This window comes from Propioniciclava sp. MC1683, assembly GCF_014164675.1.
Classification (GTDB): domain Bacteria; phylum Actinomycetota; class Actinomycetes; order Propionibacteriales; family Propionibacteriaceae; genus Propioniciclava.
Genome location: NZ_JACJFX010000025.1, coordinates 18,189 through 41,584, shown reverse-complemented (window position 1 = coordinate 41,584; position 23,396 = coordinate 18,189). Strand labels below are relative to the sequence as shown.

26 protein-coding genes are annotated in these 23,396 nt (G+C 71.1%); 10 read left to right on the top strand and 16 right to left on the bottom strand.

What is annotated here, in order from left to right; all coding sequences use genetic code 11:
• Window positions 1-281: 281 nt before the first annotated feature.
• From pheA to H5397_RS13270, 4 genes are all read right to left on the bottom strand, one after another.
• Window positions 282-1,208 (bottom strand): prephenate dehydratase, encoded by a 927-nt coding sequence (pheA, locus tag H5397_RS13285; RefSeq protein ID WP_182818008.1) that lies wholly within the window; start codon window positions 1,206-1,208, stop codon window positions 282-284.
• A 10-nt stretch (window positions 1,209-1,218) separates the two neighbouring features.
• Window positions 1,219-2,889 carry a hypothetical protein gene (locus H5397_RS13280; protein WP_182818006.1) on the bottom strand — a complete coding sequence of 557 codons (1,671 nt, stop codon included), beginning with the start codon at window positions 2,887-2,889 and terminating at the stop codon, window positions 1,219-1,221.
• A 78-nt stretch (window positions 2,890-2,967) separates the two neighbouring features.
• Window positions 2,968-3,849, bottom strand: coding sequence for a DUF559 domain-containing protein (locus H5397_RS13275; protein WP_182818005.1), 882 nt, complete (start codon window positions 3,847-3,849; stop codon window positions 2,968-2,970).
• A 141-nt stretch (window positions 3,850-3,990) separates the two neighbouring features.
• A complete protein-coding gene (locus tag H5397_RS13270) occupies window positions 3,991-4,863 on the bottom strand; it encodes an Fpg/Nei family DNA glycosylase (protein ID WP_182818004.1) in 873 nt (290 codons plus the stop codon).
• Window positions 4,864-4,885: 22 nt separating this feature from the next.
• Here H5397_RS13270 and H5397_RS13265 point away from each other — a divergent pair, with 22 nt between their 5' ends.
• Entirely contained in the window at window positions 4,886-5,497 is a 612-nt protein-coding gene (locus tag H5397_RS13265) for a DUF1707 domain-containing protein (RefSeq protein WP_182818002.1), read from the top strand.
• Window positions 5,498-5,504: 7 nt separating this feature from the next.
• Here the strand turns inward: H5397_RS13265 and aat are convergent, their stop codons facing one another.
• A complete protein-coding gene (gene aat, locus H5397_RS13260; protein WP_182818001.1) occupies window positions 5,505-6,188 on the bottom strand; it encodes a leucyl/phenylalanyl-tRNA--protein transferase in 684 nt (227 codons plus the stop codon).
• Between the two features lie 105 nt (window positions 6,189-6,293).
• On the opposite strand from aat, the gene H5397_RS13255 reads away from it, so the two are divergent.
• Window positions 6,294-6,971, top strand: coding sequence for an EcsC family protein (locus H5397_RS13255; RefSeq protein WP_182818000.1), 678 nt, complete (start codon window positions 6,294-6,296; stop codon window positions 6,969-6,971).
• On the opposite strand, the gene H5397_RS13250 is transcribed toward H5397_RS13255, so the two are convergent.
• From H5397_RS13250 to pdhA, 8 genes are all read right to left on the bottom strand, one after another.
• The gene (locus H5397_RS13250; RefSeq protein WP_182817998.1) at window positions 6,972-7,583 is read right to left on the bottom strand and encodes a flavin reductase family protein; all 612 of its coding nucleotides are present in this window, start codon (window positions 7,581-7,583) and stop codon (window positions 6,972-6,974) included. It abuts the gene before it with no gap.
• Window positions 7,583-8,218, bottom strand: coding sequence for a metalloregulator ArsR/SmtB family transcription factor (locus tag H5397_RS13245; RefSeq protein ID WP_220492273.1), 636 nt, complete (start codon window positions 8,216-8,218; stop codon window positions 7,583-7,585). Before H5397_RS13245 ends, H5397_RS13250 begins: the two co-directional genes overlap by 1 nt.
• Window positions 8,219-8,256: 38 nt before the next feature.
• Window positions 8,257-8,733 (bottom strand): hypothetical protein, encoded by a 477-nt coding sequence (locus H5397_RS13240; RefSeq protein ID WP_182817997.1) that lies wholly within the window; start codon window positions 8,731-8,733, stop codon window positions 8,257-8,259.
• Window positions 8,734-8,867: 134 nt separating this feature from the next.
• Complete coding sequence (alr, locus tag H5397_RS13235) at window positions 8,868-9,986, bottom strand: alanine racemase (protein ID WP_182817996.1); 1,119 nt, start codon at window positions 9,984-9,986, stop codon at window positions 8,868-8,870.
• 25 nt (window positions 9,987-10,011) lie between these two features.
• Window positions 10,012-10,743, bottom strand: a complete 732-nt coding sequence (locus tag H5397_RS13230) for a DUF4282 domain-containing protein (protein ID WP_182817995.1) — start codon at window positions 10,741-10,743, stop codon at window positions 10,012-10,014.
• 253 nt (window positions 10,744-10,996) lie between these two features.
• Window positions 10,997-12,448: a dihydrolipoamide acetyltransferase family protein gene (locus H5397_RS13225; protein ID WP_182817994.1), complete on the bottom strand. Its 1,452-nt coding sequence runs from the start codon at window positions 12,446-12,448 to the stop codon at window positions 10,997-10,999.
• 7 nt (window positions 12,449-12,455) lie between these two features.
• Complete coding sequence (locus tag H5397_RS13220; protein ID WP_182817993.1) at window positions 12,456-13,433, bottom strand: alpha-ketoacid dehydrogenase subunit beta; 978 nt, start codon at window positions 13,431-13,433, stop codon at window positions 12,456-12,458.
• Complete coding sequence (gene pdhA, locus H5397_RS13215) at window positions 13,430-14,593, bottom strand: pyruvate dehydrogenase (acetyl-transferring) E1 component subunit alpha (RefSeq protein ID WP_220492272.1); 1,164 nt, start codon at window positions 14,591-14,593, stop codon at window positions 13,430-13,432. Before pdhA ends, H5397_RS13220 begins: the two co-directional genes overlap by 4 nt.
• 107 nt (window positions 14,594-14,700) lie before the next feature.
• Here pdhA and H5397_RS13210 point away from each other — a divergent pair, with 107 nt between their 5' ends.
• Both H5397_RS13210 and H5397_RS13205 read left to right on the top strand, forming a co-directional pair.
• Complete coding sequence (locus tag H5397_RS13210) at window positions 14,701-16,083, top strand: MFS transporter (RefSeq protein WP_309224372.1); 1,383 nt, start codon at window positions 14,701-14,703, stop codon at window positions 16,081-16,083.
• Entirely contained in the window at window positions 16,080-16,688 is a 609-nt protein-coding gene (locus H5397_RS13205; RefSeq protein WP_182817990.1) for an HAD-IA family hydrolase, read from the top strand. The genes H5397_RS13210 and H5397_RS13205 overlap by 4 nt, the downstream gene beginning before the upstream one ends.
• A gap of 163 nt (window positions 16,689-16,851) precedes the next feature.
• Here the strand turns inward: H5397_RS13205 and H5397_RS13200 are convergent, their stop codons facing one another.
• Complete coding sequence (locus tag H5397_RS13200) at window positions 16,852-16,998, bottom strand: hypothetical protein (RefSeq protein WP_182817989.1); 147 nt, start codon at window positions 16,996-16,998, stop codon at window positions 16,852-16,854.
• Window positions 16,999-17,186: 188 nt separating this feature from the next.
• On the opposite strand from H5397_RS13200, the gene H5397_RS13195 reads away from it, so the two are divergent.
• A complete protein-coding gene (locus H5397_RS13195) occupies window positions 17,187-18,101 on the top strand; it encodes a hypothetical protein (protein ID WP_182817988.1) in 915 nt (304 codons plus the stop codon).
• Window positions 18,102-18,282: 181 nt separating this feature from the next.
• On the opposite strand, the gene argF is transcribed toward H5397_RS13195, so the two are convergent.
• Complete coding sequence (gene argF / locus H5397_RS13190; protein WP_208091064.1) at window positions 18,283-19,272, bottom strand: ornithine carbamoyltransferase; 990 nt, start codon at window positions 19,270-19,272, stop codon at window positions 18,283-18,285.
• An 89-nt stretch (window positions 19,273-19,361) separates the two neighbouring features.
• Between argF and H5397_RS13185 the strand changes: the two genes are divergently transcribed.
• Genes H5397_RS13185 through H5397_RS13170 form a run of 4 tightly spaced genes read left to right on the top strand, consistent with a single transcriptional unit; the run spans window position 19,362 to window position 22,365 of the window.
• Entirely contained in the window at window positions 19,362-19,745 is a 384-nt protein-coding gene (locus tag H5397_RS13185) for a phage holin family protein (RefSeq protein WP_309224371.1), read from the top strand.
• Window positions 19,745-20,212, top strand: a complete 468-nt coding sequence (locus H5397_RS13180; protein ID WP_182817985.1) for a low molecular weight protein-tyrosine-phosphatase — start codon at window positions 19,745-19,747, stop codon at window positions 20,210-20,212. The genes H5397_RS13185 and H5397_RS13180 overlap by 1 nt, the downstream gene beginning before the upstream one ends.
• 9 nt (window positions 20,213-20,221) lie before the next feature.
• Complete coding sequence (locus H5397_RS13175; protein ID WP_182817983.1) at window positions 20,222-20,920, top strand: response regulator transcription factor; 699 nt, start codon at window positions 20,222-20,224, stop codon at window positions 20,918-20,920.
• Entirely contained in the window at window positions 20,917-22,365 is a 1,449-nt protein-coding gene (locus tag H5397_RS13170) for a HAMP domain-containing sensor histidine kinase (RefSeq protein WP_309224370.1), read from the top strand. Before H5397_RS13175 ends, H5397_RS13170 begins: the two co-directional genes overlap by 4 nt.
• Before the next feature lie 159 nt (window positions 22,366-22,524).
• Here the strand turns inward: H5397_RS13170 and H5397_RS13165 are convergent, their stop codons facing one another.
• On the bottom strand, window positions 22,525-23,091 hold the full coding sequence (locus H5397_RS13165; protein WP_182817982.1) for a hypothetical protein: 567 nt from the start codon (window positions 23,089-23,091) through the stop codon (window positions 22,525-22,527).
• Between the two features lie 58 nt (window positions 23,092-23,149).
• Here H5397_RS13165 and H5397_RS18425 point away from each other — a divergent pair, with 58 nt between their 5' ends.
• Window positions 23,150-23,281, top strand: a complete 132-nt coding sequence (locus H5397_RS18425) for a hypothetical protein (RefSeq protein WP_255438911.1) — start codon at window positions 23,150-23,152, stop codon at window positions 23,279-23,281.
• Window positions 23,282-23,396 lie beyond the last annotated feature (115 nt).

The following is a 23,396-nucleotide window of genomic DNA, read 5'->3' as shown; positions in this document are numbered from 1 at the left end:
AACAGATGCCCTCCACCGTCCGCCGGTGGTCATTCCACGGACGGCCGCCCTTCGCGCCCCCACGCGGCATCAACGGCTCAATCCGCGCCCACATCTCGTCACTGAACTGAGGACTCCTGGTCACAAAGACAACCCTGACCCCCACCACCCAAATCAGTTACGCGACACGCCCTAGACCCGGGGTCGCCCGTCCGGTCGCAGAACGTGCCCCCTGAAGCGCGCGCCACGTGCACCAGACACAAGGAGCACATTCTGCGAGCAGAGGCTTGCCGACCCGACCCTCACCGACGCTCGGACGCCGATCGCCCCAGCAAGGAATCCATCCAGACCTCGGCGGCCTCGTACTCGTCGGCGGTGAATCCGCGTGCGATCTTGGGGCGCACCTGGTCGGCGCGCGGGTAGGACCCGAGGAAGGTCACCTCGCGGCAGATCCGGTGCAGGCCCTTGAGGGTGCCGCGCATGCGCGGCTCGCCGACGTGGCCCTCGGCGTCGATCGAGAAGCAGTACTCGCCGAAGGCCTTCTTGGTGGGGCGGCTCTCGATGCGGGTCAGGTTGACCCCGCGCATGGCGAACTGCTCGAGGATCTCCAGCAGCGCACCGGAGTGGTCGGCGTGCATGTAGGCCACCAGCGTGGTCTTGTCGGCCCCGGTCGGGGCCGGGATGTCGCCGGGCCGGCGCACGAGCACGAAGCGCGTGACGGCGTCCGGGTTGTCGGCGATGTCGGTGGCCGCGCAGTCGAGCTCGTAGAGGTCGGCGGCCACGCGGGCGCAGATGGCGCCGTCGTACTTCGAGGCCGGGTCGGCGACCTCGGCGGCCGCGGCGGCGGTGGAGCCGCCCTCGGTGACGGTCGCGTGGGGCACGTGCATGCGCACCCAGTCGCGGGTCTGCGCGTACGCGTGCGGGTGGGTGAGGATGCGCTGCACGTCGGCCAGCTCGTAGCCCGGGCGCACCGCGAGCACGAACGACACCGGCAGCAGCACCTCGCGCACGATGACCAGCGGGTCGCCGCCCAGGGCGAGGTTGTCCAGCGTCGCGGTCACGCCGCCCTCGACGGAGTTCTCGATCGGCACCAGACCGGCCTCGACCTCGCCGGCGCGCACGGCGTCCAGAACCGCGGCCACGGTGCTGTACGGCACGGCCTCCTCACCGGAGACGGTGCGCAGGGCCTGGTGGGTGAAGGTGCCTGCAGGGCCGAAGTAGCCGATCACCCTCGCGAGTCTAGGGCTGGGCGGGCGTGCGGGAGCCGGGCTCTCGCGGGTCGGCCACCCCCGGCCGGCGCCAGGGCCGCAGCGGCGAGCGCTTCGGTTGCGGCCGGTCGGCGGTCACCAGCAGCTGCCCGAACCCGTTCCTGATGAAGGCCGCCGTGGGCCACTGCCGGTTCGTGGTCCAGAACCAGTGGATGATCGCGATCAGGACGAACCACTGCACGCCGCTGGAGATGACGTCGCGGATCGTGAAGGCGACCACGTTCACCATCACGTCGGAGAACCCGACCGTGCGCCCGGTCACGTAGGCGACCGACAGCGCGACGCCGCGCAGGGCCATCAGCCAGTCGAGGCGGGTCGGCACGAGCAGGGCCAGGGGCGCCCAGACGATGAGGTCGTACCAGCTCAGGGTGTAGGGCGAGGTGACGATCCAGGCGGTGCAGAGGATCACCGCTGTGCGCACCGCGATGGTCAGCGGGTCGCGCTCGGCGGGCAGCTGCGCGCCGGGGACCGCGCGCCAGGGCAGCACGCGGGAGAGCATCCAGCCGATGACGAAGAGGCCGATCCAGCCGAGGGCGGCGGTGATGCCGTGGGCGGCGTCGGGCAGCACCCAGGCCAGGGCCGAGCGCATCCACGGCGCCCACGAGCCGCCCGACACGTAGCCGGTGTTGCGGCTGGCGGCGAACAGGGCCTGCGGCGCGAAGACGCCGTAGAGGATGCCGATCGGGATGAGCGCGCCGATGCCGAGCTGCAGCACCTTGCGCCAGTCGTGGCGGTATCCCCAGACCAGCGCGAGCCCGTAGAAGACCAGCGACACCTTCACCGCGCCGGCCAGGCCGATGAAGATGCCCGTGACGAACGGCGACTTGCGCACGAACCAGAGCGCGATGATCGCGAACACCAGGGTGAGCGCCTCGTTGTGGGCGCCGGCGACGACGGCCCAGATCAGCAGCGGGTTGAGGATCGTGAAGAGCACCGACCGGGTCTGCAGCGCGGCGTCGCCATGGGCGAGCTTGATCATCACCGTGCAGATCACGATGAAGGGGATCACCGCCATCATCTGCAGCCAGAACACGATGTCGTGCATCGACTCGCCCCCGAGCACGTTGGCCAGCCACTGCGACCACGACGCGATGGGCCCGTACACGCTGGGCGTGTCCTGCCAGGGACGCTCGGTCCAGACCAGGACGGGGTCGTAGGCCTGCCGGAAGATCTCGGCGGGGGTGATGTCGTAGGGGTTCATGCCCAGCCGCTGGAGGCGTCCGTAGGCGGCGTACATCAGCACGTCGGCGCTGGTGAGAGGCGGCACGATCGCGGTGAGCATGTTGAGCGCCACGCCGAGGTAGAACATGAGGTGGATCCGCGGACGCCAGCCGTCGGTCACCGCGCGCCACGCGATGACCAGCCCAATCGCCCCGACGGTGATGCCGATCCACAGCGCGGGGACGACGATCCACTCCGACAGGGGCAGGCCGAACCGCTGGCCCCACTCGACCGGGATGAAGTACGGCGGCAGCAGGCTGCCGTTCGCCGGACCGGGGTTCAGGGTGACCGTCGAGGGACCCAGGAACGCCACGACGATCGTGACCAGGCAGCTGATGACGATGAGGCGGAACCCGAGGCGTCCGTTCTTGGTCCACGGTTGGTCGCCGAAGCGGCTCAGCCGCTCGACAAGCGCAGTCACGGGACCTCCAGTGGGGACGGGTGGATCCAAGGCTACTGGCGCCGCAGGCCTCCCAGCACACGGGGCAGCCCTGTTACATCAGGTGAGACCGAGGTCGATCGCGCGGCCGGCGATGATGCCGTGCAGCCGGTCACGGACCCAGTCCGCGTTGTCGGAGACATCGATGGCATCGAACCGCACGACCATCCAGCCGAGTTCGGCCAGCTCGGGGTCACGCGTGCGGTCGCGCCGGAACTCGACCGGCCCGGAGTGGTGGTCGTACCCATCGACCTCGAACCCGAGCCGCAACTCGGGCAGCGCGAGGTCGATGTACGCAGCCCGCGTCGGGAGGTCGACCCGGTGGTTGGTGCGGTGGCGTCTGGACAGGTCGAGACCGCGATAGATCCGGTGGAGGTCCCGCTCGGCCGGCGACCAGGGAACATCGCGCGAGTCTTCGAGCAGCCAGCGCCGCTGCTTGTTGCCCGCACGCTGGGGGGTGAGGGCGAGCGCCTCCCAGAGCTGGTCGAGCGTGACGACCCCACGTCGGAGGGCCTCGTCGATGGCCTCCCCGCCCAGTTCGGGGACGAGGTCGAGCACGGTCAGGGAGGGATGGGTGAGCCGGATGCCGTTGCTCTCCACGATCAGCTCGGGGGGAACGACTCCCTTCGCGAAGGAGATGCCATCACCGCCCGCGAGCCGGTGGCGCGCGACAGCCGTCAGCCCAGAGGCCTCCAGCTCGGGCCACCATGTCAACGCGGCGGCGGCCCGGCCGGAGATCACCGCGTCGGGGTGCACTGTGCCGACGACGACGGCGAGTGCGTCGAGCCCGGCCGTGTCGGCCGCCGCGTAGACACCGGCCAACGGCCGGACCAGCTCACCGCGCTCGTAGGCACGTTGAGCGAGGCACTGGATGCGCTCTCGCCCGCGCACGAGGATCAGGTGGGGAGGCTGGGAGAGCTCGTCGATCAGGTCTCGATGCATGCCCTTAGGTATCGGCAGGCCGTGTCACGCGGCCTCTGATCGGATCGACCCCCAGCCGGAATACCCCCACCTCCGGCTGAGCGTGCCCCAAGAACCGCAGATTTCAGTCGGGGGACGATCCGATCAACAGGGCTGGGAGACCTACTTCAACAGCTTCGACAGCCGCCGGTCGGCCAGCAGTTTGCCGCCCGTCTGGCAGCCCGGACAGTAGTTGAGGAAGGTGTCGGCGAAGCTCACCTCGGCGATGGGCGTGCCGCAGGTGGCGCACGGTTCGCCCTTCTTGCCGTGGACGCGCAGGTGGGTCCGCTTGCCGTCCTTGAGGTCGGCAGGCTTGTTGCCCACGGCCCGGTCAATGGCGGCCCCCAGGTCGTCGCGCACCGCCGCGTACAGGGCGGTGACCTCGTCCTCGGTCAGCGAGCCGGCCAGCTTGAAGGGGCTCAACCGGGCGGCCTGCAGGATCTCGTCGGAGTAGGCGTTGCCGATGCCGGCGAGCACCGACTGGTCCTTGAGCAGGCCCTTCACTTGGGTGCGGGCGTGCGCGGCGAGGACGGCCGCGAAGTCGTCCCGCGTGAAGTCGTCGGCGAGCGGGTCGGGCCCGAGCCGGGCGATGCCGGGCACCTCGGCGAGGTCACCGACGACGTACACGGCCAGGTGCTTCTGCGTCCCCGCCTCGGTGAGGCTGAACCCCACCTCACCGTCGTCGCCCTCGAACACCACCCGCAGCGCGAGGGGTCCCTTGCCCGGGCGCACCGGGGTCGCCGGCACCGGGTCGTGCCACGTCAGCCACCCGGCCCGGGCGAGGTGGAACGCGAGCCACGTGCCGTCCACATTCAGGCACAGGAACTTGCCGTGCCGCTCGACCGCGGTGACCTCCAACCCGTGCAGCGCGCTGAGCGGGACCTCGTACGTCTTGAGCGCCGAGAAGGCGGCCAGGTCGGCGCGCACGACGGTGCGGCCCAGCACGCGCTGGGCGAGGAAGTCGCGCAGGGCCTCGACCTCGGGCATCTCCGGCATGGGGCGAGCCTAGACTGGCGGCATGTCCAACATCGAGCGACGCAAGCGACTGCGCGCGGGCGACACCGATCGCGACGCCGTGCTCGAGGTGCTGCACGCCGCCTTCGCGGCCGGACGCCTCACCCCCACCGACCTGGCCGACCGCCAGGAAGCCGCCCTGGCGGCCCGCTACATCGACGAGCTCCCCGAGCTGGTCGAGGACTGCCCCGAGGGCGCCCAGCTGGTGCGCGGCTGGGGCGGCGCACCCGTGCCGGCACCGCAGCCGTGGTCGTCGTCGGCCCCCGTGCCCACGGCCGGCGACGGCAACTGGACCGTCACCATCATGTCCGGCCGCCGGGTCGACCTCGCGCCGGGCCAGACGTACCGCAACTTCGCGATGATGGGCGGCGACGACGTCTACCTGCGCGACGCGCTGGGCCCGGGCGTCGTGCTGACGCTCGACCTGCCGTGCGTGATGGGCGGCCACAACCTGTACGTGCCCGAGGGCGTCCGCGTGGTCGAGGAGTCCCAGGGGATCATGGGCGGCAACTCCATCCGCCGCTCGGCCCAGGGCGACGGCAGCAACGGCACGCTGGTCATCCGGGGCGTCCTGCTCATGGGCGGGCACACGGTCAAGCTCGACAAGCGGCCCTGACCCCGACTCAGCCGGCCGTCAGCACGGACCAGTCCGGCGCCGGCAGGTCCAGCGCCTCCGACAGCAGGCGCAGGTAGTCGACGCGGTCCACCTCGACCGCGCCCAGTGACTCGAGGTGGTCGGTGACCCACTGCACGTCGAGCAGCCGGCCCTCGACGCCGTCGTCCAGCACGCGCGCGAGCCCGAGCAGGGCGACCTTCGAGGCATCCCGGCCCAGTGCCGGGTCGTGGAACATCGACTCCCCCGCGAACAGTCCCCCGAGCGCGACCCCGTAGAGGCCACCGGCCAGGTCGCCGGAGGGCGTCCACGCCTCGACCGAGTGGGCGAGCCCGTGCCGGTGCAGTTCGGTGTAGACCTCGACGATGCGCCCGTCGATCCACCCCGACGGACGCCGCGGGTCGGCGCAGCGGGCGATCACCTCGGCGAACGCACGGTCGGCCGTCACCTCGTAGCGGCCGGCCGACTTGCGCAACGAACGGGTGATGCGGAGGTCGTCCAGTGGCAGGATCCCGCGGTGGAGGGGCGACCACCAGCCCATCGCGTCGGGCCAGCCCGACTCGGGCAGCGGCATCGGGAACACGCCCGAGCGGTAGGCGGCCTCGACGAGGCCGGCGTCGAACTCCAGCGACAGCGCGATCAGGTCCTGGTCGGGCCACTCCCCCTCCGGCCCGAACACCCCCGACAGCTGCATGGGGCAGTCTTACCACGCACGGGCCACGGTTCAGCGCAAGCCCCTCAGGGACCGATCCGGGGCGACCCGCTTCGCCGCACGCACGCGGGCGCCTAGCCTTGGCCCATGGCCGAGCAATCCCGCGACGTGAGCAAGAACTTCGTCACGCGCGCACCCGAGGTCGGCGGCAACCTGCTCCGGAACCTCCTCGAGGTCGCGATCAACGGCACGGCGAACCTGCCGGGCGCGAAGACGACGGCAGCCAAGCACCTCGTCAAGCGCGAGACCGTCGAGGAGGTGATCGAGTCCCTCGTCCTGACCCACGTCGGGCTCGCCGGGGCGCAGGGGTTCCTGACCAGCCTCGGCGGCCTCCCCACCCTCGCCGTCACCCTCCCCGCCAACATCGCGGGCCTCGCGATCGTGCAGATCCGCATGATCGCCTCGATCGCCCACCTGCGCGGCTACGACATCGACTCCCGGCAGGTCCGCACGGCGATGATCCTGTGCCTGATGGGCCGCGACGGCACGCAGAAGCTCGTCGACGACGGCGTCCTGCCCACCACCCCCCTGGCCATCGCGACCGCCCCGGTGTTCGACTCCACGCTCGACCAGTCCGTCAGCGAGAAGGTGCTGGGCGAACTCGTGTCCCGCCTCGGCGGCCGTCGGGCGTCCCTCATCCTGGTCCGCCGCGTGCCGCTGCTGGGCGGCGGCATCGGCGCCACCATGGACGGCTTCTCCACCATCGAGATCGGCGGCTACGCCCGCGAGGTCTTCGTCAACCGCCGCCGGCTGACCCGCGACTGATCAGTCCCGCGGGCGCGCCAGGTCGAGCCGGCTGCCGTCCGCGATCCCGAAGTAGGCCGTAGGACCGCCCCCGCGCAGCAGCGGCTCGGCGCGCACGGTGTCGAAGATCCCGTCGACCAGCAGGTCGTCGTCGATGTGCACCATCACGACCTCCCCGACCGTCAGCACGGCCCCGCTGGGGCGTCCGGCCACGTCGGTCAGCTCGATCTGCTGCGTCACCCGGCACTCGAACGTGACCCGCGCCTCACCCACGCGGGGCGCGGCGATGACCTCGGACGCCTCGGGCGTCAGCCCAGCGCGCACGAACTCGTCGACGTCGGAGAGCGTCGCCGTCTCGTTCATCGGCACCAGCAGGTCACGGGAGACGAGGTTCCAGGTGAACTCGCCCGTGTCGGCGCAGTTCTGGGCCGTGTGCTTCCACGCCGTGCTCGAGAACCCCACCAGCGGCGGGGTGTAGTTGAACGCGTTGAAGAACGAGTAGGGAGCGAGGTTACGGCGTCCGTCGGCGGCAAGGGTGCCGATCCAGCCGATCGGGCGCGGCCCGACGATCGCGTTGAACGGGTTGTGGGCCAGCCCGTGCCCCTCGGCGGGGCGATAGGTGTGGACGCCCATCACGCACCCTGCACGGCGCCGCGGATGAGGGCACCGAGCCAGGCGGACTCCCCCGCCGGCGCCTCCTGCGCCTCGTTCGGGTGCCGCTCGGGTGGGGCGTCGGCGACGCGGTAGGTGCCCTCGGAGCGGGTCAGGTAGCGGTAATCGATGAGCTCGCGGCGCAGGGTGGCGACGTCGTCGTGCGCCTCGCGCAGGATCGCGTTCACCTCGGGCTCGCTGTAGTCGCGGCCGGCCTCGAAGCGGCGCAGCAGCTCGAGCAGCACCGAAACCCGCGCCTTGCGCTTGGCCGGGATCTGCCGAAGCCGCGGCCCGTCGAAGAAGATCCGCACCGTGCGCTGGTGGTCGGCGTCCTCGATTCCCGACAGGGCCGCGGCCGGCGACGACCCACGCACGTGGCTCAGCAGCCCGTCGTTGAGCGTGTAGACGCGCCGCGTGGCGTCGGGGGTGGCGGTGACGATGCCGACCCCCTCGAGCCGGTGCATGTGGTGGCTCACCGTGGCGGCGCTGAGGCCCAGTGCGTCGGCGAGCTCGCGGCCGCTGTGGGGCCGATCCGCGAGCAGGCCGAGGATGCGCAGGCGGGTGGCGTCCGCGATGGTCTTCAGCAGGTGGACGCGATCATCCAGCTCGTTCGACATGCATCGAACGTTAGATCAGCGTCGAACAAGGGGTCAACTCAGTGCGGGAAGACGAACTCCCCGATCACGAAGTAGATCGCGAACAGCGACGGCAGCACCGTCAGCAGCACGAGCAGCGAGCGCTCCTGCCGGCGGAACCACGCGACCACCGCGATGATGCCCGCCGCGATCAGCCCGCCGAACGCCGACACGCGGACCAGGAACATCGGGACGCCCGGGCCCTCCGGACGGTTCGACGTCAGGACGAACGCGCCGACCACGAACAGCGCCACGCCCGCGATCGCGACGCCGAGCGACCACCAGCCGAGCCGGGTCTGGGGCAGGAACACCAACCGCTGGTGGCGTTCGTGCAGGCTGTCGGCGGCTGCGAGCGCCACCCCGACCAGACCGACGAAGAACGCGGCCGTGTAGACCCAGGCGGCGGCCTCCATCGGACGCACGAACAGGACGGCGATGAGCATCACCACCGCGAGAACTCCGGCCGCGACAGCCGCCAGGTTGAGCTTGGACCTCACCAACACCGACATCGTTCCCACCCCCGTCCGGGGAACGCGACCCGGTCGATCCGGGCCTGGCGATGCCTCGATGCTACGCCGCGTAGGACCGCCCCCGACAGGAGGAGAGATGCCCCTGCCCGGGGCCTCGAACCTCAGCCGACGACAGCCCGCGCGACGCGGGCGTTGATGAGGCAGGTGACCTCGTACGGGATGGTCCCCATGAGGTCGGCGACGTCCTGCACGGTGATCTCCTCGTCGCCTTGGCGACCGACCAGGGCGACCTCGTCACCCGTAGCCACAGTCGAATCGGGCCCGAGGTCGACCATCGTCTGGTCCATGCAGACGCGCCCCACGATGGGGTACGAGGACCCACCGATGAGCACCCGCCCGCGGTTGGAGAGCAGGCGGCTGTACCCGTCGCCGTACCCCACCGGGATCGTCGCGATCGTCGTGTCGAGCGGAGCCACCCACGTGCGGCCGTAGCCGACGCTCTCCCCCGCCGCGACGGGCTTGGTGAACGTGACCCGGGTCGTCCACTCCAGCCCCGGCAGCAGGGGCACGGTGGCGGGGGTCGTCGGGTCGGGCAGCGAGCCGTAGACCATGATCCCGGGGCGCACCATGTCGAACCACGAGTCGGGGTGCATCAGCACGCCCCCCGAGTTGGCCAGGTGCGCGATCTCAACCCGCCCGCGGGCCGCGGTCACGGCGTCCAGCACGTCGGCGATCAGCGCGACCTGGGCCTCAGTGAACTCCCGGCCCCCCTCGGTGTCGGACACCGGGAGGTGGCTGAAGAGGCCGCGCAGGCGCAGGCCCGCGGCGTCCGCACGACGGGCCAGGTCGGGCGCAGCCTCGGGTGGGCAGCCGATGCGGCGCATGCCGGTGTCCACCTTCAGGTGCACGGACGCCGTGCGCCCCAGCCCGGCGGCCACCCGTCCCACCTGGTCGATGGACTCAGCCGACACGACGGCGAGGTCGACATCTCGCTCGACGCACGCCGCGACCTCGTCGTCACCCAGCGCGTGGCTGAGCTTGAGGATGGGCAGGCGCACGCCGGCGTCGCGGATCGCGACCGCCTCGTCGACGGTCGCGACGCCGAGCCAGTCAGCCGCACCGGTGGCCTCGAGCATGCGCGACACTGGCACGGCCCCATGGCCGTAGGCGTCGGCCTTGACCGCAACCAGCACGAGCCGCCCACCGACCCGCGCGCGGATGGCGTCGAGGTTGGCGCGGATGTGGTCCAGGCGCGTGGTGGCCGTGGTCGCGTACAGCATGGGGACCATTCTGGCCCCCTCGCCGTCAGCTCGCCTTGTCGCGCTCGGCCATCTCGGTGACGCGGTCGTGGATGCGGATCAGCGCCACGATGCCCTCGAGCACGAAGCGCGTGAACGCGATCGAGAGCAGCACCGGGATCCACCCGACGAGCAGCACGAGCAGGCCGACCGCCGCACCGCCGTCGAAGCGGCTGGCGCCGAACGCCGCGAGCAGCCACAGCAGCCACGCGCCGACCGCGCCGACGACCTGGAGGATGTAGACGATCTTGACCAGGCCGGGCGTGGCGAACTTGGTGAAGCTGAAGTCGAACAGCGCCATGAGCGGGTTGGCGTCCCGGTGCTGGGGCACGCCGGGCCCGGCCGACCCGGGGGCCCACGCCGGGCCGCTCGCCGCGTAGGGCGCCGGGTACTGCTGCGCCTCGGGGGCGGGGGCGCTGGGGGAGCTCGCCGCGTACGGCGCCGCCGGCGGGGGCGGGGGAGGCGTGCTGCCCGGGAAGGGCGGCAGCTGCGAGATGGGCTCGCTGCCCCACGGGGAGGTGTCGTAGGGGTTCTCGGGCTGGGCCGGCTCCACCGGCGGCTGGACGGCGGTCGGCTCGGCCTGCTCGACCGGCTCGGGCGGCTGCCAGGGATTGGCGGCCGGGCGGGCGAACGGGGACTCGTCGCCGGGCGGCGTCAGGTTCTGCCGCGGCATGGTGGCCCACGGGTCGGGTTCGGGCGAGGGCTGGCTCTGAGGGTTGCCTGGGTAGTTGTCTGCCATGGCGCCCATCCAAGCAGACGCCCCCGACAGGCCCCGGCGGCTTCCACCCGTCAGCGGAGCCCCGGCCGGGGGAGGCCGGGGCTCCGTCCGACCGACCGGGGGGACGGTCTGGTCGACGGGGCAGCCCGGCGCATCGCACACACAGGGTCAGGTGCGCGCCACCGAATCGGCGCCCCGCGCAACACTAGGAACCGACCGGGGCACCGGGACAGTCCCCCCACGGGGACGTGGGCCCCCACCGTGTTCCCGCTTGTCAGAACAGCAACGACAGCCCCGGGTCGGCCAGGATCGTGGCCACGTCGGCCAGGAACCGCGAGGCCTGCTCACCGTCGAGCACACGGTGGTCGATGGTCAGGGTGAGCTTGGCGATCGTGCGGATCTCGAGGCGCTCGTCCTCACCCGACCCGACCACCCACGGGCGCCGGTTGAACGTGCCCAGCAGCAGGATCGCCGACTCGTTCGGGTTGAGGATCGGCGTGCCGCCCTCCACCCCGAACACCCCCACGTTGGTGATGGTGAAGGTGCCGTGGGCGGCGTCGGCCGGGGTGATCCGGCCCTCGCGCACCTTGGTGACGAGGTCGTTGAGCGCCTGGGCGAGTTCGAGCAGGTTCATGTCCTGAGCGCTCTTGATGTTGGGGACCACCAGCCCCCGTTGCGTGGCCGCGGCGATGCCGAGGTTCACGTCGGGGCTGACCACGATCTCCTGGCGGTCGAGGTCGAGGCTGGAGTTCACCTCGGGGTGGCGGGCCATCGCCAGGCAGACGGCCTTGGCGAGCACGATGATCGGCGAGATGCGCAGGCCGGCGAACTCGCGGCGTCCCTTGAGCTGCTCGATGAGCTCGACGGTGTTGGTGACGTCGACGTCCATCCAGACCGACGCCTGCGGCACCTGCAGGGACGCCTGCATCGACTGCAGCATCTGGCGGCGCACCCCCCGCAGGGGGATGCGGGTGGGGCCCCTGCGGCCGGAGGCCTCACCCGCCGCCGCTTGGGCGACGTCGGTCGGGGTGATCGCGCCGTTGGGTCCGGTGCCGGCGATCGTGGCGAGGTCGATGCCCAGGTCGCGCGCGAGCCGGCGCACCGCGGGCTTGGCCAGCGGACGCCCCACCGGGTCCGTCACCGCGATCGCCCGGTCACCGGACCGGCCGGCCTCGGGCCGCGGCAGGGCGGGTTCGTGCGCCTCTGCGTCCACCTTGCCGGTGGGGTGCACCTCCTCGGTCCGGTGGCCCGGGCTGTCGTCGAGGCCGTAGCTCTCGTGCACCTGGTCGGTCGCGGGAGCGGGCGCGGCGACCACGCCCTTGCGGGCCCGCCGCGTGACGGGCGCATCGGTCGTGCCGTACCCGACCAGCACCGCGCCCGAGGCAGCGGGTTCCGCCGACGGCTCCACTTGTTCGCGCCCAGGGCTTGGGTTTTCGGCGTCCAGGGCTTGGGTTCCGCCCTCCTGGACCGGTTCGCCCGGCCCGGCGGGGCGTCCGTCGTCGATGGTGAGGATCACCGACCCGACCGGCACGACGTCGCCCTCGGCACAGCGCAGCTCGGCCACCACCCCCGCCACCGCGGCGGGCAGCTCCACCAGCGACTTGGCGGTCTCGACCTCGACGACGACCTGGTTGACCTCGACGGTGTCGCCGGGCGCGACGAGCCACTGGGTGATCTCGGCCTCGAGCAGGCCCTCGCCGGGGTCGGGCAGCTTCATCTCGAACATGGGACTCCTAGTGGGACAGCGATCGGTCGACGGCATCCAGGATGCGGTCGAGGTCGGGCAGGTAGGCCATCTCGACGCGGCTGGGCGGGTAGGGCATGTCGTAAGCGGCCACGCGCAGGACGGGCGCCTCGAGGGAGTAGAAGCTCGTCTCCTGGATGCGCGCGGCGATCTCGGCCCCCAACCCGCCCGAGCGGACGGCCTCGTGCACGACGATCGCGCGGCCGGTCTTCTCGACCGACGCCCTGATCGCCGCGTCGTCGAGCGGCGAGAGCGAGCGCAGGTCGACGACCTCGAGGGAGCGTCCCTCGGCCTGGGCGGCGATGGCTGCCTCGACGCAGGTCTTCACCATGGGTCCGTAGGTGAGCAGCGTGGCGTCGGTGCCCTGCAGCACGACGCGCGCGGCGTCCAGGGCCAGCGGCGGCTCGGCGAGGTCGACCTCGCCCTTCTCGTGGTAGCGCCGCTTGGGCTCGAGGAAGATCACCGGGTCGTCGGAGGCGATCGCCTGCTGGATCATCCAGTACGCGTCGAGCGGGGTCGACGGGCTCACCACCACGAGGCCCGGGGTGTGCGCGAAGTACGCCTCGGGCGACTCGGAGTGGTGCTCGATCGCACCGATGCCGCCGCCGTACGGGATGCGGATCACCATCGGCACGGACAGCTGCCCCATCGACCGGAACCGCATCCGCGACACCTGCGACACGATCTGGTCGAAGGCCGGGTACACGAACCCGTCGAACTGGATCTCCACCACCGGCCGGTAGCCGCGCAACGCCAGCCCCAGGCTCGTGCCGACGATGCCCGACTCGGCCAGCGGCGAGTCGACCACCCGCTCGGGGCCGAAGTCGCGCTGCAGGTGCTCGGTGATCCGGAAGACGCCGCCCAGCTTGCCGATGTCCTCCCCCGCCAGCAGCACCTTGGGGTCGGCCTCCAGCGCGCGGCGCAGGCCGGCGTTGAGCGCCTTGGCCATGGTCATGGTCTGGGTCATGCCGGCTCCTCGTCGAAGCTGGCCTCGTAGGCGAGGTACTCGTCGCGTTGTTGGGCCAGGCCGGGTGGCAGGGACGCGTAGGTGAGCGCCCAGAAGTCCTCCAGGCGGGGTTCGGGCAGCTGCCCCACACCTTCACGAATCCGGACGCCGAGGGCTTCACTTTCCTCGGCCAGGGAGTCGAGCCAGGCCTGGTCGATCGCGCCGCGTCCGAGGAGGTACGTCGTGACGCGCTCGATCGGGTCCTTGGCGCGCCAGGCTGCCTCCTCCTCGCGGCGGCGGTACTTGGTCGGGTCGTCGGAGGTCGTGTGCGCGCCCATGCGGTAGGTGAACGCCTCGATCAGGGCCGGGCCCTCGCCGCGCCGGGCACGATCGAGCGCCCACTCGGTGACGGCCTGCACGGCCAGCACGTCGTTGCCGTCGACCCGCAGGCCCGGGATGCCGAAGCCCGCCGCGCGCCGGTACAGCGGGATGCGAGACTGCACCTCGATGGGCTCCGAGATCGCCCACTGGTTGTTCTGCACGAAGAACACGACCGGCGCCTGGTAGCTGGCCGCGAAGACGAGCGCCTCGCTCACGTCGCCCTGGCTGGTCGCCCCGTCGCCGAAGTAGACCAGCACGGCGCCGTTGTCGTCGGGGTCGTCGTTGCCGACGAGGCCGTCGCGCTGCAGCCCCATCGCGTAGCCCGTGGCGTGCAGCGCCTGGGTGCCGATGACGAAGGAGTAGAGGTGGAACCTTGCTCGCCTCGAATCCCAGTCGATCATGCTCGTGCCCCGGAACGTCTGGAGCATGTCGAGCGGGTCCACCCCGCACATGAGGGCGACGGAGTGCTCGCGGTAGGAGGGGAACACCTCGTCGAGGCGTCCGAGGGCGGCCCCCGAGCCGACCTGGGCGGCCTCCTGCCCGAGCGACGGCGGCCACAGGCCGAGCTCTCCCTTGCGCTGCAGCGCCGTGGCCTCGGTGTCGAAGCGGCGGCCCAGCACCATGTGGCGCAGGTTGGCCGCGATGGTCGCGTCGTCGTGGGCGTAGGCGAAGGTCTCGTCGTCGACGCGCTCACCGTCGGGGGTGAGCAACTGGATGAACTCCTCGCTCCGCTCGATCCGCGTACCGCCGGGAGTCACCACCGTCTCGGACGCGTCCGGGTTCGTACTCGTGGTCACCATCACCACCATACAGTTACGTAACCGTAGCTATGAAGAGGGTTGCCGCGTTGCCCAGGCTGTGGGCGCACGGAAGGCAGGCTGTCGGCGGCGTCCCGTACGCTTTCCCCGTGCCGAAACCACCCGCCCCTGAGGCACAGCGCAGCTTCACGCAGGTCCTGGTCAACACGTTCATCGCGAACCTGACCACCAGCTTCCTGTGGCAGTGCGTCGTGTTCTGGATGTTCCTCGAGACACGCAACGTCATGATCACCGCCATCCTCGGCGGGGCGTACATGCTCGGCTTCGCGATCTTCGGCGTCCCGTTCGGCTCGTGGATCGACCGCACCCGCAAGCGCAGCGTCATGCTCATCGCGCAGGGCGTCACGGCGGTCTTCTTCGCCCTCGCGGCCGCGATCTACTTCCTCACCCCGCGCGAGGTCCTGCTCACGATCGGCAGCGCCCCGTTCGTCGCGTTCGTGCTCATGCTGCTGGCCGGTGGGATCATGGAGTCCGCCCGCGGCATCGCCCTCTCGACCGTCGTCACGCTGCTCATCCCCGACGGCGAGCGCGACCGCGCGAACGGCCTGGTCGGCATCGTCAACGGGCTCAGCTTCATGGTCACGTCGGTCATCGCCGGGCTCGCGATCGGCCAGCTCGGCATGACCACCTCGCTCGTCATCGCGCTGGCCCTCACCCTCGCCTCCTTCGCGCATATGCTCACCGTCGCGATCCCCGAGGCCGAGATCGTGCACGCCGACGGCGCCCCCAAGCCGGTCGACTTCGCCGGAGCCTGGCGGGCCATCCGCGAGGTCCCGTCGCTGATCTGGCTGATCATCTTCAGCACCTTCAACAACCTCATCGGCGGCGTCTACATGGCCCTGCTCGACCCCTACGGCCTGTCGCTGGTGTCGGTCGAGACCTGGGGAATCCTCTTCGGCATCCTCGGCCTCGGCTTCCTCGCCGGCGGTGCCTTCATCAGCAAGAAGGGCCTCGGCCCCAAGCCGCTGCGCACGCTGCTGGTCGTCAACGTGATCATGTGGATCATCGGCGGCACCTTCGCGATCCGCGAGTCGATCGTGCTGCTCGCGGTCGGCATCTTCGTCTACATGGCGCTCATCCCGTTCGCCGAGGCGGCCGAGCAGACCGTCCTCCAGCGCGTGGTGCCGGTCACCAAGCAGGGACGCGTGTTCGGCTTCGCCCAGAGCATCGAGGTCGCGGCTGCCCCGATCAGCTCGTTCCTGATCGGGCCGATCGCCCAGTTCGGCCTCATCCCCTACATGGAGAGCCCCGAGGGCCGGGCCGCGTGGGGCTGGTTGCTCGGCGACGGCGACGCCCGCGGCATCGCGCTGGTGTTCGTGCTCAGCTCGATCGTGGGCCTGGTCGTCACCATCGGCGCCCTCGCGTCGCGCCCCTACCGCACCCTCTCGGACGCCTACGCCACAGCCTCCCCCACCCCGGCCGCGCCGGCGCCGGGCGACCCGCTGCCACCGACCACTACCGTGGGGTCATGATCCGCGCCGTCGTCCTCGACCTGGGAGGGGTGCTGGCCTCCGGCGAGGGGGTCACCGCCGAACCCGCAGCCCTCCTCGGCGTCCCCGAGGAGGAGTTCGCCCGCCTCTACTGGGAGGGCCGCACCGACTACGACCTCGGCCTGCCCGACTCCGCCTACTGGGGCCCGCTGCTCGAGGCGCTCGGCAAGCCGGCTGCCGTCGAGACCGTGCAGCAGCTCGCGAAGCTGGACGCCGACCTCTGGCTCCGCCTCCTGCCGGAGCCCCGGCAGTTGCTGGCTGACCTACGGGCCGCCGGGATGACCACGGCCGTGCTCAGCAACGCGCCCTTCAACCTCGACATGGGCCTGATCGAGACCGACTTCGCCGACGAGGCCGACTACTGGTTCGTCTCGGCCTCGATGGGCGTGGCCAAGCCTGAGAAGGCGGCGTTCCACCGGGTGACCGAGGTGCTCGAGCTCGCCCCGGGCGAGATCGCATTCCTCGACGACAAGGACCACAACGTCGAGGCCGCCGAGCGCTACGGCTGGCGCGCCCACCAGTGGACGTCCGCCGACGACGCCCGCGCCTGGCTGGCCTCGCTCGGGGTACTCGCCCCGGCGTCCTGACCCCTGCCGAACCCCGCGCGGGCCCGGCCCGAGCACAGGCACAGAGAAGCGCCGCTCCCCGTCAGGAGCGCCGGCTGCATCCGGCGCGTCCGACTGGGAACGGCGCTTCTTTTTCGGGGGAGTGTCTGGCAGGTCTTCTCAGGCCCCCCGGATCGACGGTCGTTTACCAGACCCTGATGCGCTTGCCGCCCATCGGGACGAGGTTCAGGATCAGGCCGATGACGATCAGTGCGAGTCCGATGTAGGTCAGCGGAAGACCGGTGTTCACCAGCAGGCCGATGATCAGCAGGATGATGCCGAGGGTAACCATGATGTTCTCCCCTTTCATGCCGCTGACTCAGCGGCTTGTCGTTACCACCACCGTCCCGTTTCACGGCAGGGGGGCGCCTCACCCCAGCGGGTGAATGCACCCAAGAAGAACCTGAGACGGTGTTGTCCGTTTGTTGTCCGGCTGGGGAAGGCGCCCCAACGCGGAGCAGCGTCTGGTGGGCTGGCCCGATGGACGACTACCTGCTGCGCCCGATCGCCAAGCTTCGCGAGGAGGGCTGGAGCGACCGACGGCTGCGCGCGGCCATCGCCAACGGTGAACTCGCCCGCCCGGTGCGGAGCATCTACGGCGAGCCCCGCGAGCTGTCGGGCAAGGACGCCCACCTGGCCCGGGCGCGCGGCATCCTGATGCGCCAGGGGACGTCGGTGGCGCTGTCCCACGTGACAGCAGCGATCGTGCACGGGCTGTCCGTCTCCGACAACGACCCGGGCGATGTCCACCTCACCGTGCCCCCTCCCGCGCGGGGGCGCAAGCGGTCGGGGTACCACGTCCACGTCGCGCCCCTGACCGAGGAGGACGTGACCGAGGTGGGTGGCGTCCGGGTGACGTCCCTGGCCCGCACGGCTGCGGACCTGGCGCGGGGCGTCCAGTTCGCATGGGGGGTCATCGCGATGGACCACGCCCTGCGCCGCGGGGTGACCCGCACGGAACTGGACCGACTCGTCGAGGCGGCGGCCCGGCGGTCCGGGGTCGAGACCCTGCGGAGAGTGGTCGCATTCGCCGACGGGCGCTCCCAGTCGGCGGCCGAGTCGGCGAGCCGCGTGACGATGGACCGCGCCGGCCTGCCGGCACCGACGCTGCAGTTCCGCGTGTCGAACCCCTCGGGCTGGATCGCCGACTGCGACTTCGGTTGGCCCGACCGCGGGGTCGTCGGCGAGGTCGACGGGGAAGGCAAGTACGACGAGCGGGTCGCGCGAGGGTCCTCGGCCGGCAAGGTGGTGCGGGAGCAGCAGGACCGCGACGAGCTCATCCGCCAGTGCAGGTGGTGGCCCACCCACTGGGGCTGGAGCCTGGCCTGGGACGTCCAAGGACTGGGCGACCGCATCCGCGGGGCGTTCGAGTCCGCCCTGGGCTTCACCCGCTGAACGATGGGCGCTGAACCCCGAGCGCGCCCGCCCCTGAACAAACGCGCCGGATACCGTCAGGTGCGCCGGGTGCAGCCGGCGTCTCTGACGGTATCCGGCGCATCTGTGATCTGAGGGCGACACTATCCGGCGCAACTGAAGGTATGCGGCGCATCTGTGGTGTGAGGGCGCCGCCAACCCCCTAGGCCAGGGTCGCCACCATCACGGCCTTGATGGTGTGCAGGCGGTTCTCGGCCTGCTCGAACACGATGGACGCCTCGGACTCGAAGACCTCGTGGGAGACCTCGAGCTCGCGCATGCCGGTCAGGTCGTGCACCAGGCGGGCGGTGGTGGTCTCCAGGTCGTGGAACGCGGGGAGGCAGTGCATGAACTTGGCGTCCGGCCCGGCGAGCCGCATCACGGCGGGGGTCACCCGGTACGGCGCCAGCACGCGCACGCGCTCGGCCCACACGCCCTTGGGCTCGCCCATCGACACCCAGACGTCGGTGTGCACGAAGTCCGACCCACGAACGGCCTCGATGTCGTCGGTGATGGTGATGCGCGCGCCGGTGAACTCGGCGATCTCGCGGGCGGCGTCGACCAGATCGGCCGACGGCGCGAACGAGCGGGGCGAGACCAGGCGGACGTCCATCCCCATCATCGCGCCCATGGTCAGCAGCGAGTTGCCCATGTTGAACCGGCAGTCGCCCAGGTACGAGAAGGCGATCTCCCCGGCCGGCTTCGGCGAGGCCTCGAGCATCGTGAACGCGTCACACAGCGACTGGGTGGGGTGCCAGTCGTCGGTGAGGCCGTTCCACACCGGCACCGAGGAGTACTCGGCCAGCGTCTCGACCGTGTCCTGCCGCGCACCCCGGAATTCGATGCCGTCGTACATGCGCTCCAGCACACGGGCGGTGTCGGCGGGCGACTCCTTCGAGCCGATGTGCGAGCCCGACGGGTCGAGGTAGGTGGTGAAGGCGCCTTGGTGCCAGGCGGCCACCTCGAAGGCGGCGCGCGTCCGGGTGGAGCCCTTCTCGAAGATCAGCGCGATCGACTTCCCGCTCAGGCGTCGCTCCTCGCGGCCTTCCCGCCGGGCGGCCTTCAGCTCGCCCGAGAGGTCGATGAGGTGCATCCACTCCTCGGGGGTGAAGTCCACCTCCTTGAGGAAGTCCCGTCCGGTCAGTTCGCCCACCGTCGCAGCCTTTCGCGTCACCCGGGTTCAGGGCCAGTGCAGGGGCCTCCCGGGGACGCCATTCTTGCGCACGTGACAGGATGGACGCCGTGATCATTCGCTTCTTGGTCAGTGCCCTGTCGCTCGGTCTCGCGACGTGGATCCTGCCCGGCATCAAGCTCGACTACGCCGGCGAGCCCGCAGGGGCGGCCATCACCATGCTCATCGTGGCCGCGATCTTCGGCCTGGTGAACGCGCTCATCAAGCCGCTGTTCGTCTTCGTCACCTCGCCGCTGCTGCTCGTCACCCTGGGCCTGTTCCTGCTCATCATCAACGCCGCCCTGCTCATGCTCACGTCGTGGGTGTGTGCCCAACTCGGCGTCCCGTGGGGGGTCGACGGCTTCTGGAGCGCCTTCTGGGGCGCCCTCATGGTGTCGGTGGTCAGCTTCGTCCTGAACTCGTTCGTCGGCCGCCGCGGGGAGGTCCACAACTGATGGTGCGCGTCGCCTTCGTCTGCCTGGGCAACATCTGCCGCTCCCCCATGGCCGAGCGCGTCGCCCGCGGGCACGCCGAGCGCGAAGGCCTCACCGACGTCGAGTTCGTCTCCTTCGGGGTCAGCTCCGAGGAGACCGGCAACCCCATCGACCGGCGCGCCCGCGCGGTCCTCGACCGCCACGGCTACGCCTCCGGCAACCACCGCGCCCGGCGCATCACGGCGTCCGACATCGCCGACGCCGACCTGGTGATCGGCCTGGAGCCGTACCACCTCGACCGCATGCGCCGCCTGGCCCCCGACGCCGAGCTGCACCTGCTCACCGACTTCGACCCCGCCGCCGAGCCGGGATCGGGAATCGACGACCCGTGGTACGGCGACGCGGCCGGATTCGACGACACCCTCGCCTCCATCGAGGCGGCCATGCCCGGCGTGCTGGCCCGGGTGAGGGAGTTGCAACGCCGTTAGGATGGCCCCATGCACATCCTCGTGGTGGACGACGACCAGGCCGTCCGTGACTCGCTGAAGCGGTCGCTGCAGTACAGCGGCTACGAGGTGGCATCCGCCAACGACGGCATCGAGGCCCTCGCCCACCTGTCCTCCCACAAGGTGGACGCCGTGATCATGGACGTCATGATGCCCCGCCTCGACGGGCTCGAGACCACCCGCATGCTGCGCGGCCAGGGCAACGACGTGCCGATCCTCGTCCTCACCGCGCGCGACGCCGTCGGCGATCGTGTCGACGGGCTGGACGCCGGCGCCGACGACTACATGGCCAAGCCCTTCGCGCTCGACGAGCTGATGGCCCGCCTGCGCGCCCTCACCCGGCGCTCGCGCCCCGAGACCGAGGACTCCGCCCCCACCGAGGGCCAGGTGCTCGCCTTCGAGGACCTGCGCGTCGACCTCAACACCCGCGAGGTCACCCGCGCCGGCAACCGCATCTCCCTCACCCGCACCGAGTTCGCCCTGCTGCAGACGTTCATGGAGCACCCCCGCAAGGTGCTCGAGCGCTCGTGGCTGCTGAACGAGGTGTGGGGGTTCGAGTTCCCGACGACGGCGAACTCGCTGGAGGTCTACATCGGCTACCTGCGCCGCAAGACCGAGGGTGAGGGCGGCTCCCGCCTCATCCACACCGTGCGCGGCATCGGGTACGTGCTGCGCGAGACGGCCCCGTGAGCCGACTGCGCAACTTCCTCTTCGCGGCCAACCGCCCGCTCCAGGACCGCCTGGCGATCCTGATCGCCTCCGCGGTGGCCGCCGCCGTCGCGGTCACCGGCATCGCGGCGTACGCGATGACCCTCCTCACCGTCTACGACCAGTTCGACAACGAGCTGGTCGAGGTGGCGAACATCACCTCGGGCGCCCTCTCGGAGGACCTCGAGAACATGGGCGGCATCGACACTTCCGCCTGGCGGGCGGCGAACGTGATCGTCATGCTGGTCCGCTCCGACGCCCACCCGATCAACCAGCCCGGCCGCAACACCACGCTGGTGTGGGGCGCCGACGAGGTCGCCATCGCCCGCACCGCGCAGGGCTTCTCGGCGCGTACGGGCGTCGACTCGAACGGGGTCCCGACGCGCATCGTGGCGGTGCCGCTGGTCGACGGCGACTCCTACTACGCGCTCGTGATCGGGCGGCCGCTGGCCACCCAGCAGGCCATCCTGCAGACCACCGGCCTGGCCCTGTTGCTGTTCGGTGGCATCGGAGCAGCGGTCGCCGCCGCGATGGGCTACTTCATCGCGAAGTCCGGCATGGGCCCCATCCGGCACCTCTCGGACGCCGTGCTGGCCATCACCGAGACCAACAAGCTGACCCCCATCGACGTCAAGGGTGACGACGAGGTCGCCGACCTGGGCCGCTCCTTCAACCGGATGCTCACCGCGCTGGAGAGCTCGCGCGAGCGCCAGAAGCGCCTCATCGCCGACGCCGGCCACGAGCTGCGCACCCCGCTCACCTCGATGCGCACCAACGTCGAACTGCTCGTCGCTGACGAGCGCCAGCACATGCTGCCAGAGGGGGCCCGCTCCGAGATCCTGCGCGACGTCGCCGCGCAGCTGGGCGAGTTCACCCAGCTCGTGGGCGACCTGGTGCAGCTGAGCCGCGAGGAGGGCGTCCAGCCGGCGCCCGAGCCGGTCGACCTGCGCGACATCATCAACAGCGCCCTCGACCGCGTGAAGCGGCGCGGCCCCGGCATCACCTGGGACGTCACCCTCGAGCCGCTCTACCTCACCGGCGAGCCCGATGCGCTCGAGCGCGCCTTCACCAACCTGCTCGACAACGCCGTGAAGTTCTCCCCGCCGGGCGGCACGATCACCGTCGAGCTGATCGGCGACCGCTTCCGTGTGGCCGACGAGGGCCCCGGCATCGCCGAGGACGACCTGCCCCACGTGTTCGAGCGCTTCTACCGCTCCGAGCACGCGCGCACCACGCCGGGCTCCGGGCTGGGCCTCTCGATCGTCGCGCAGACCATCCAGGCCCACGGCGGCTGGGTGAAGGCGGGCCGCTCCCCCAGCGGCGGCGCCGAGTTCATCACGCGCCTGCCGGGGTCGCCGGTCCCGCCCGAGGAGCACGAGGCACTCGACGACGAGGACGACTTCGACCTCGGCCCCTACACCGACTGACCCGTCTCCTGTGGACAAGGCTGGGCACAACTCCCAGTGAACGAGTCAAAGATCCCCTGACAAGCGGATTCAGATGGTAGCGATACCCCCGGGGCAGCCTCCCCGGGGTTGTGCGCCCTCGTCACTGTCCACAGGTTGTCCCCACAGTGGGACTGGGAATCAGAGGCCGGCGCACTGTCCTTCCTTGTCACCGGAGACCGTGTTGCCCGACCCTGTCGGTGCCGGGTCGTTGCCCTCGCACTGGAGGTTCCCGTCGATGGTGTTGCCGCTGAACTCCTGCGCGCCGCTGTTGCCCTCGGCTTGCAGGTCGCCGTCGATCGCGACCCCCGAGACCACCGCCTCGCCGCCCCGCTCGAGCTGGATGTTGCCGTCCACCGAGCCGCCGCTCACCCGGACCGCGGCGTGGCCCTCGCCCTGGATGTTCCCGTCGACACGCAGGTCCGTGGCGATGAACGTCGCCCCCTGACGCACCTCGACGTTGCCGCCGACGGCGCCGCCGGTCAGCTCGCAGGTCGTCCCCGCCGCCACGACGAGATCGCCACTGCCGGCCACGCAGGCCGCGGCGTCCGTGCTGCCGCCGGCCGTGGGGGACGCCGCGGGTGCGGCCGCGCTCGTGGCGGGCGCCGGCGACACGGTGACGCCCGGGCGGGGGGCGGACGGCGCCGAGGTGGTGCAGGCGGCCAGTGCCACGGCGAGGACGGTCAGGGCGAGGAGCTTCTTCGTCATGTTTCCATCCTGCCGGGCAGCCGTGAGGACAACATGAGAGCCGTGGGAGAGTGGTCCCATGGACGACGCCACCCCCGAGCAGCCGCCCGTCGAGGCACCGGCCCCGCGCGCGAAGGGCGCCTGGCTGGCCCCGACGGGCGCCGCGGCTGGGTCTCGGTCGTGGTCGCCCTCATTCCCCAGCTCGCGGTGACCCTGTGGGCCAACATGACGGCGGGGGCGGATGCCGAGCGCGCCCAGGTGTTGGGCTTCACCCTGATGCTGGTGTTCTTCTATGCGGCCTACCTCGGGCTCACGTGGTGGGTGTT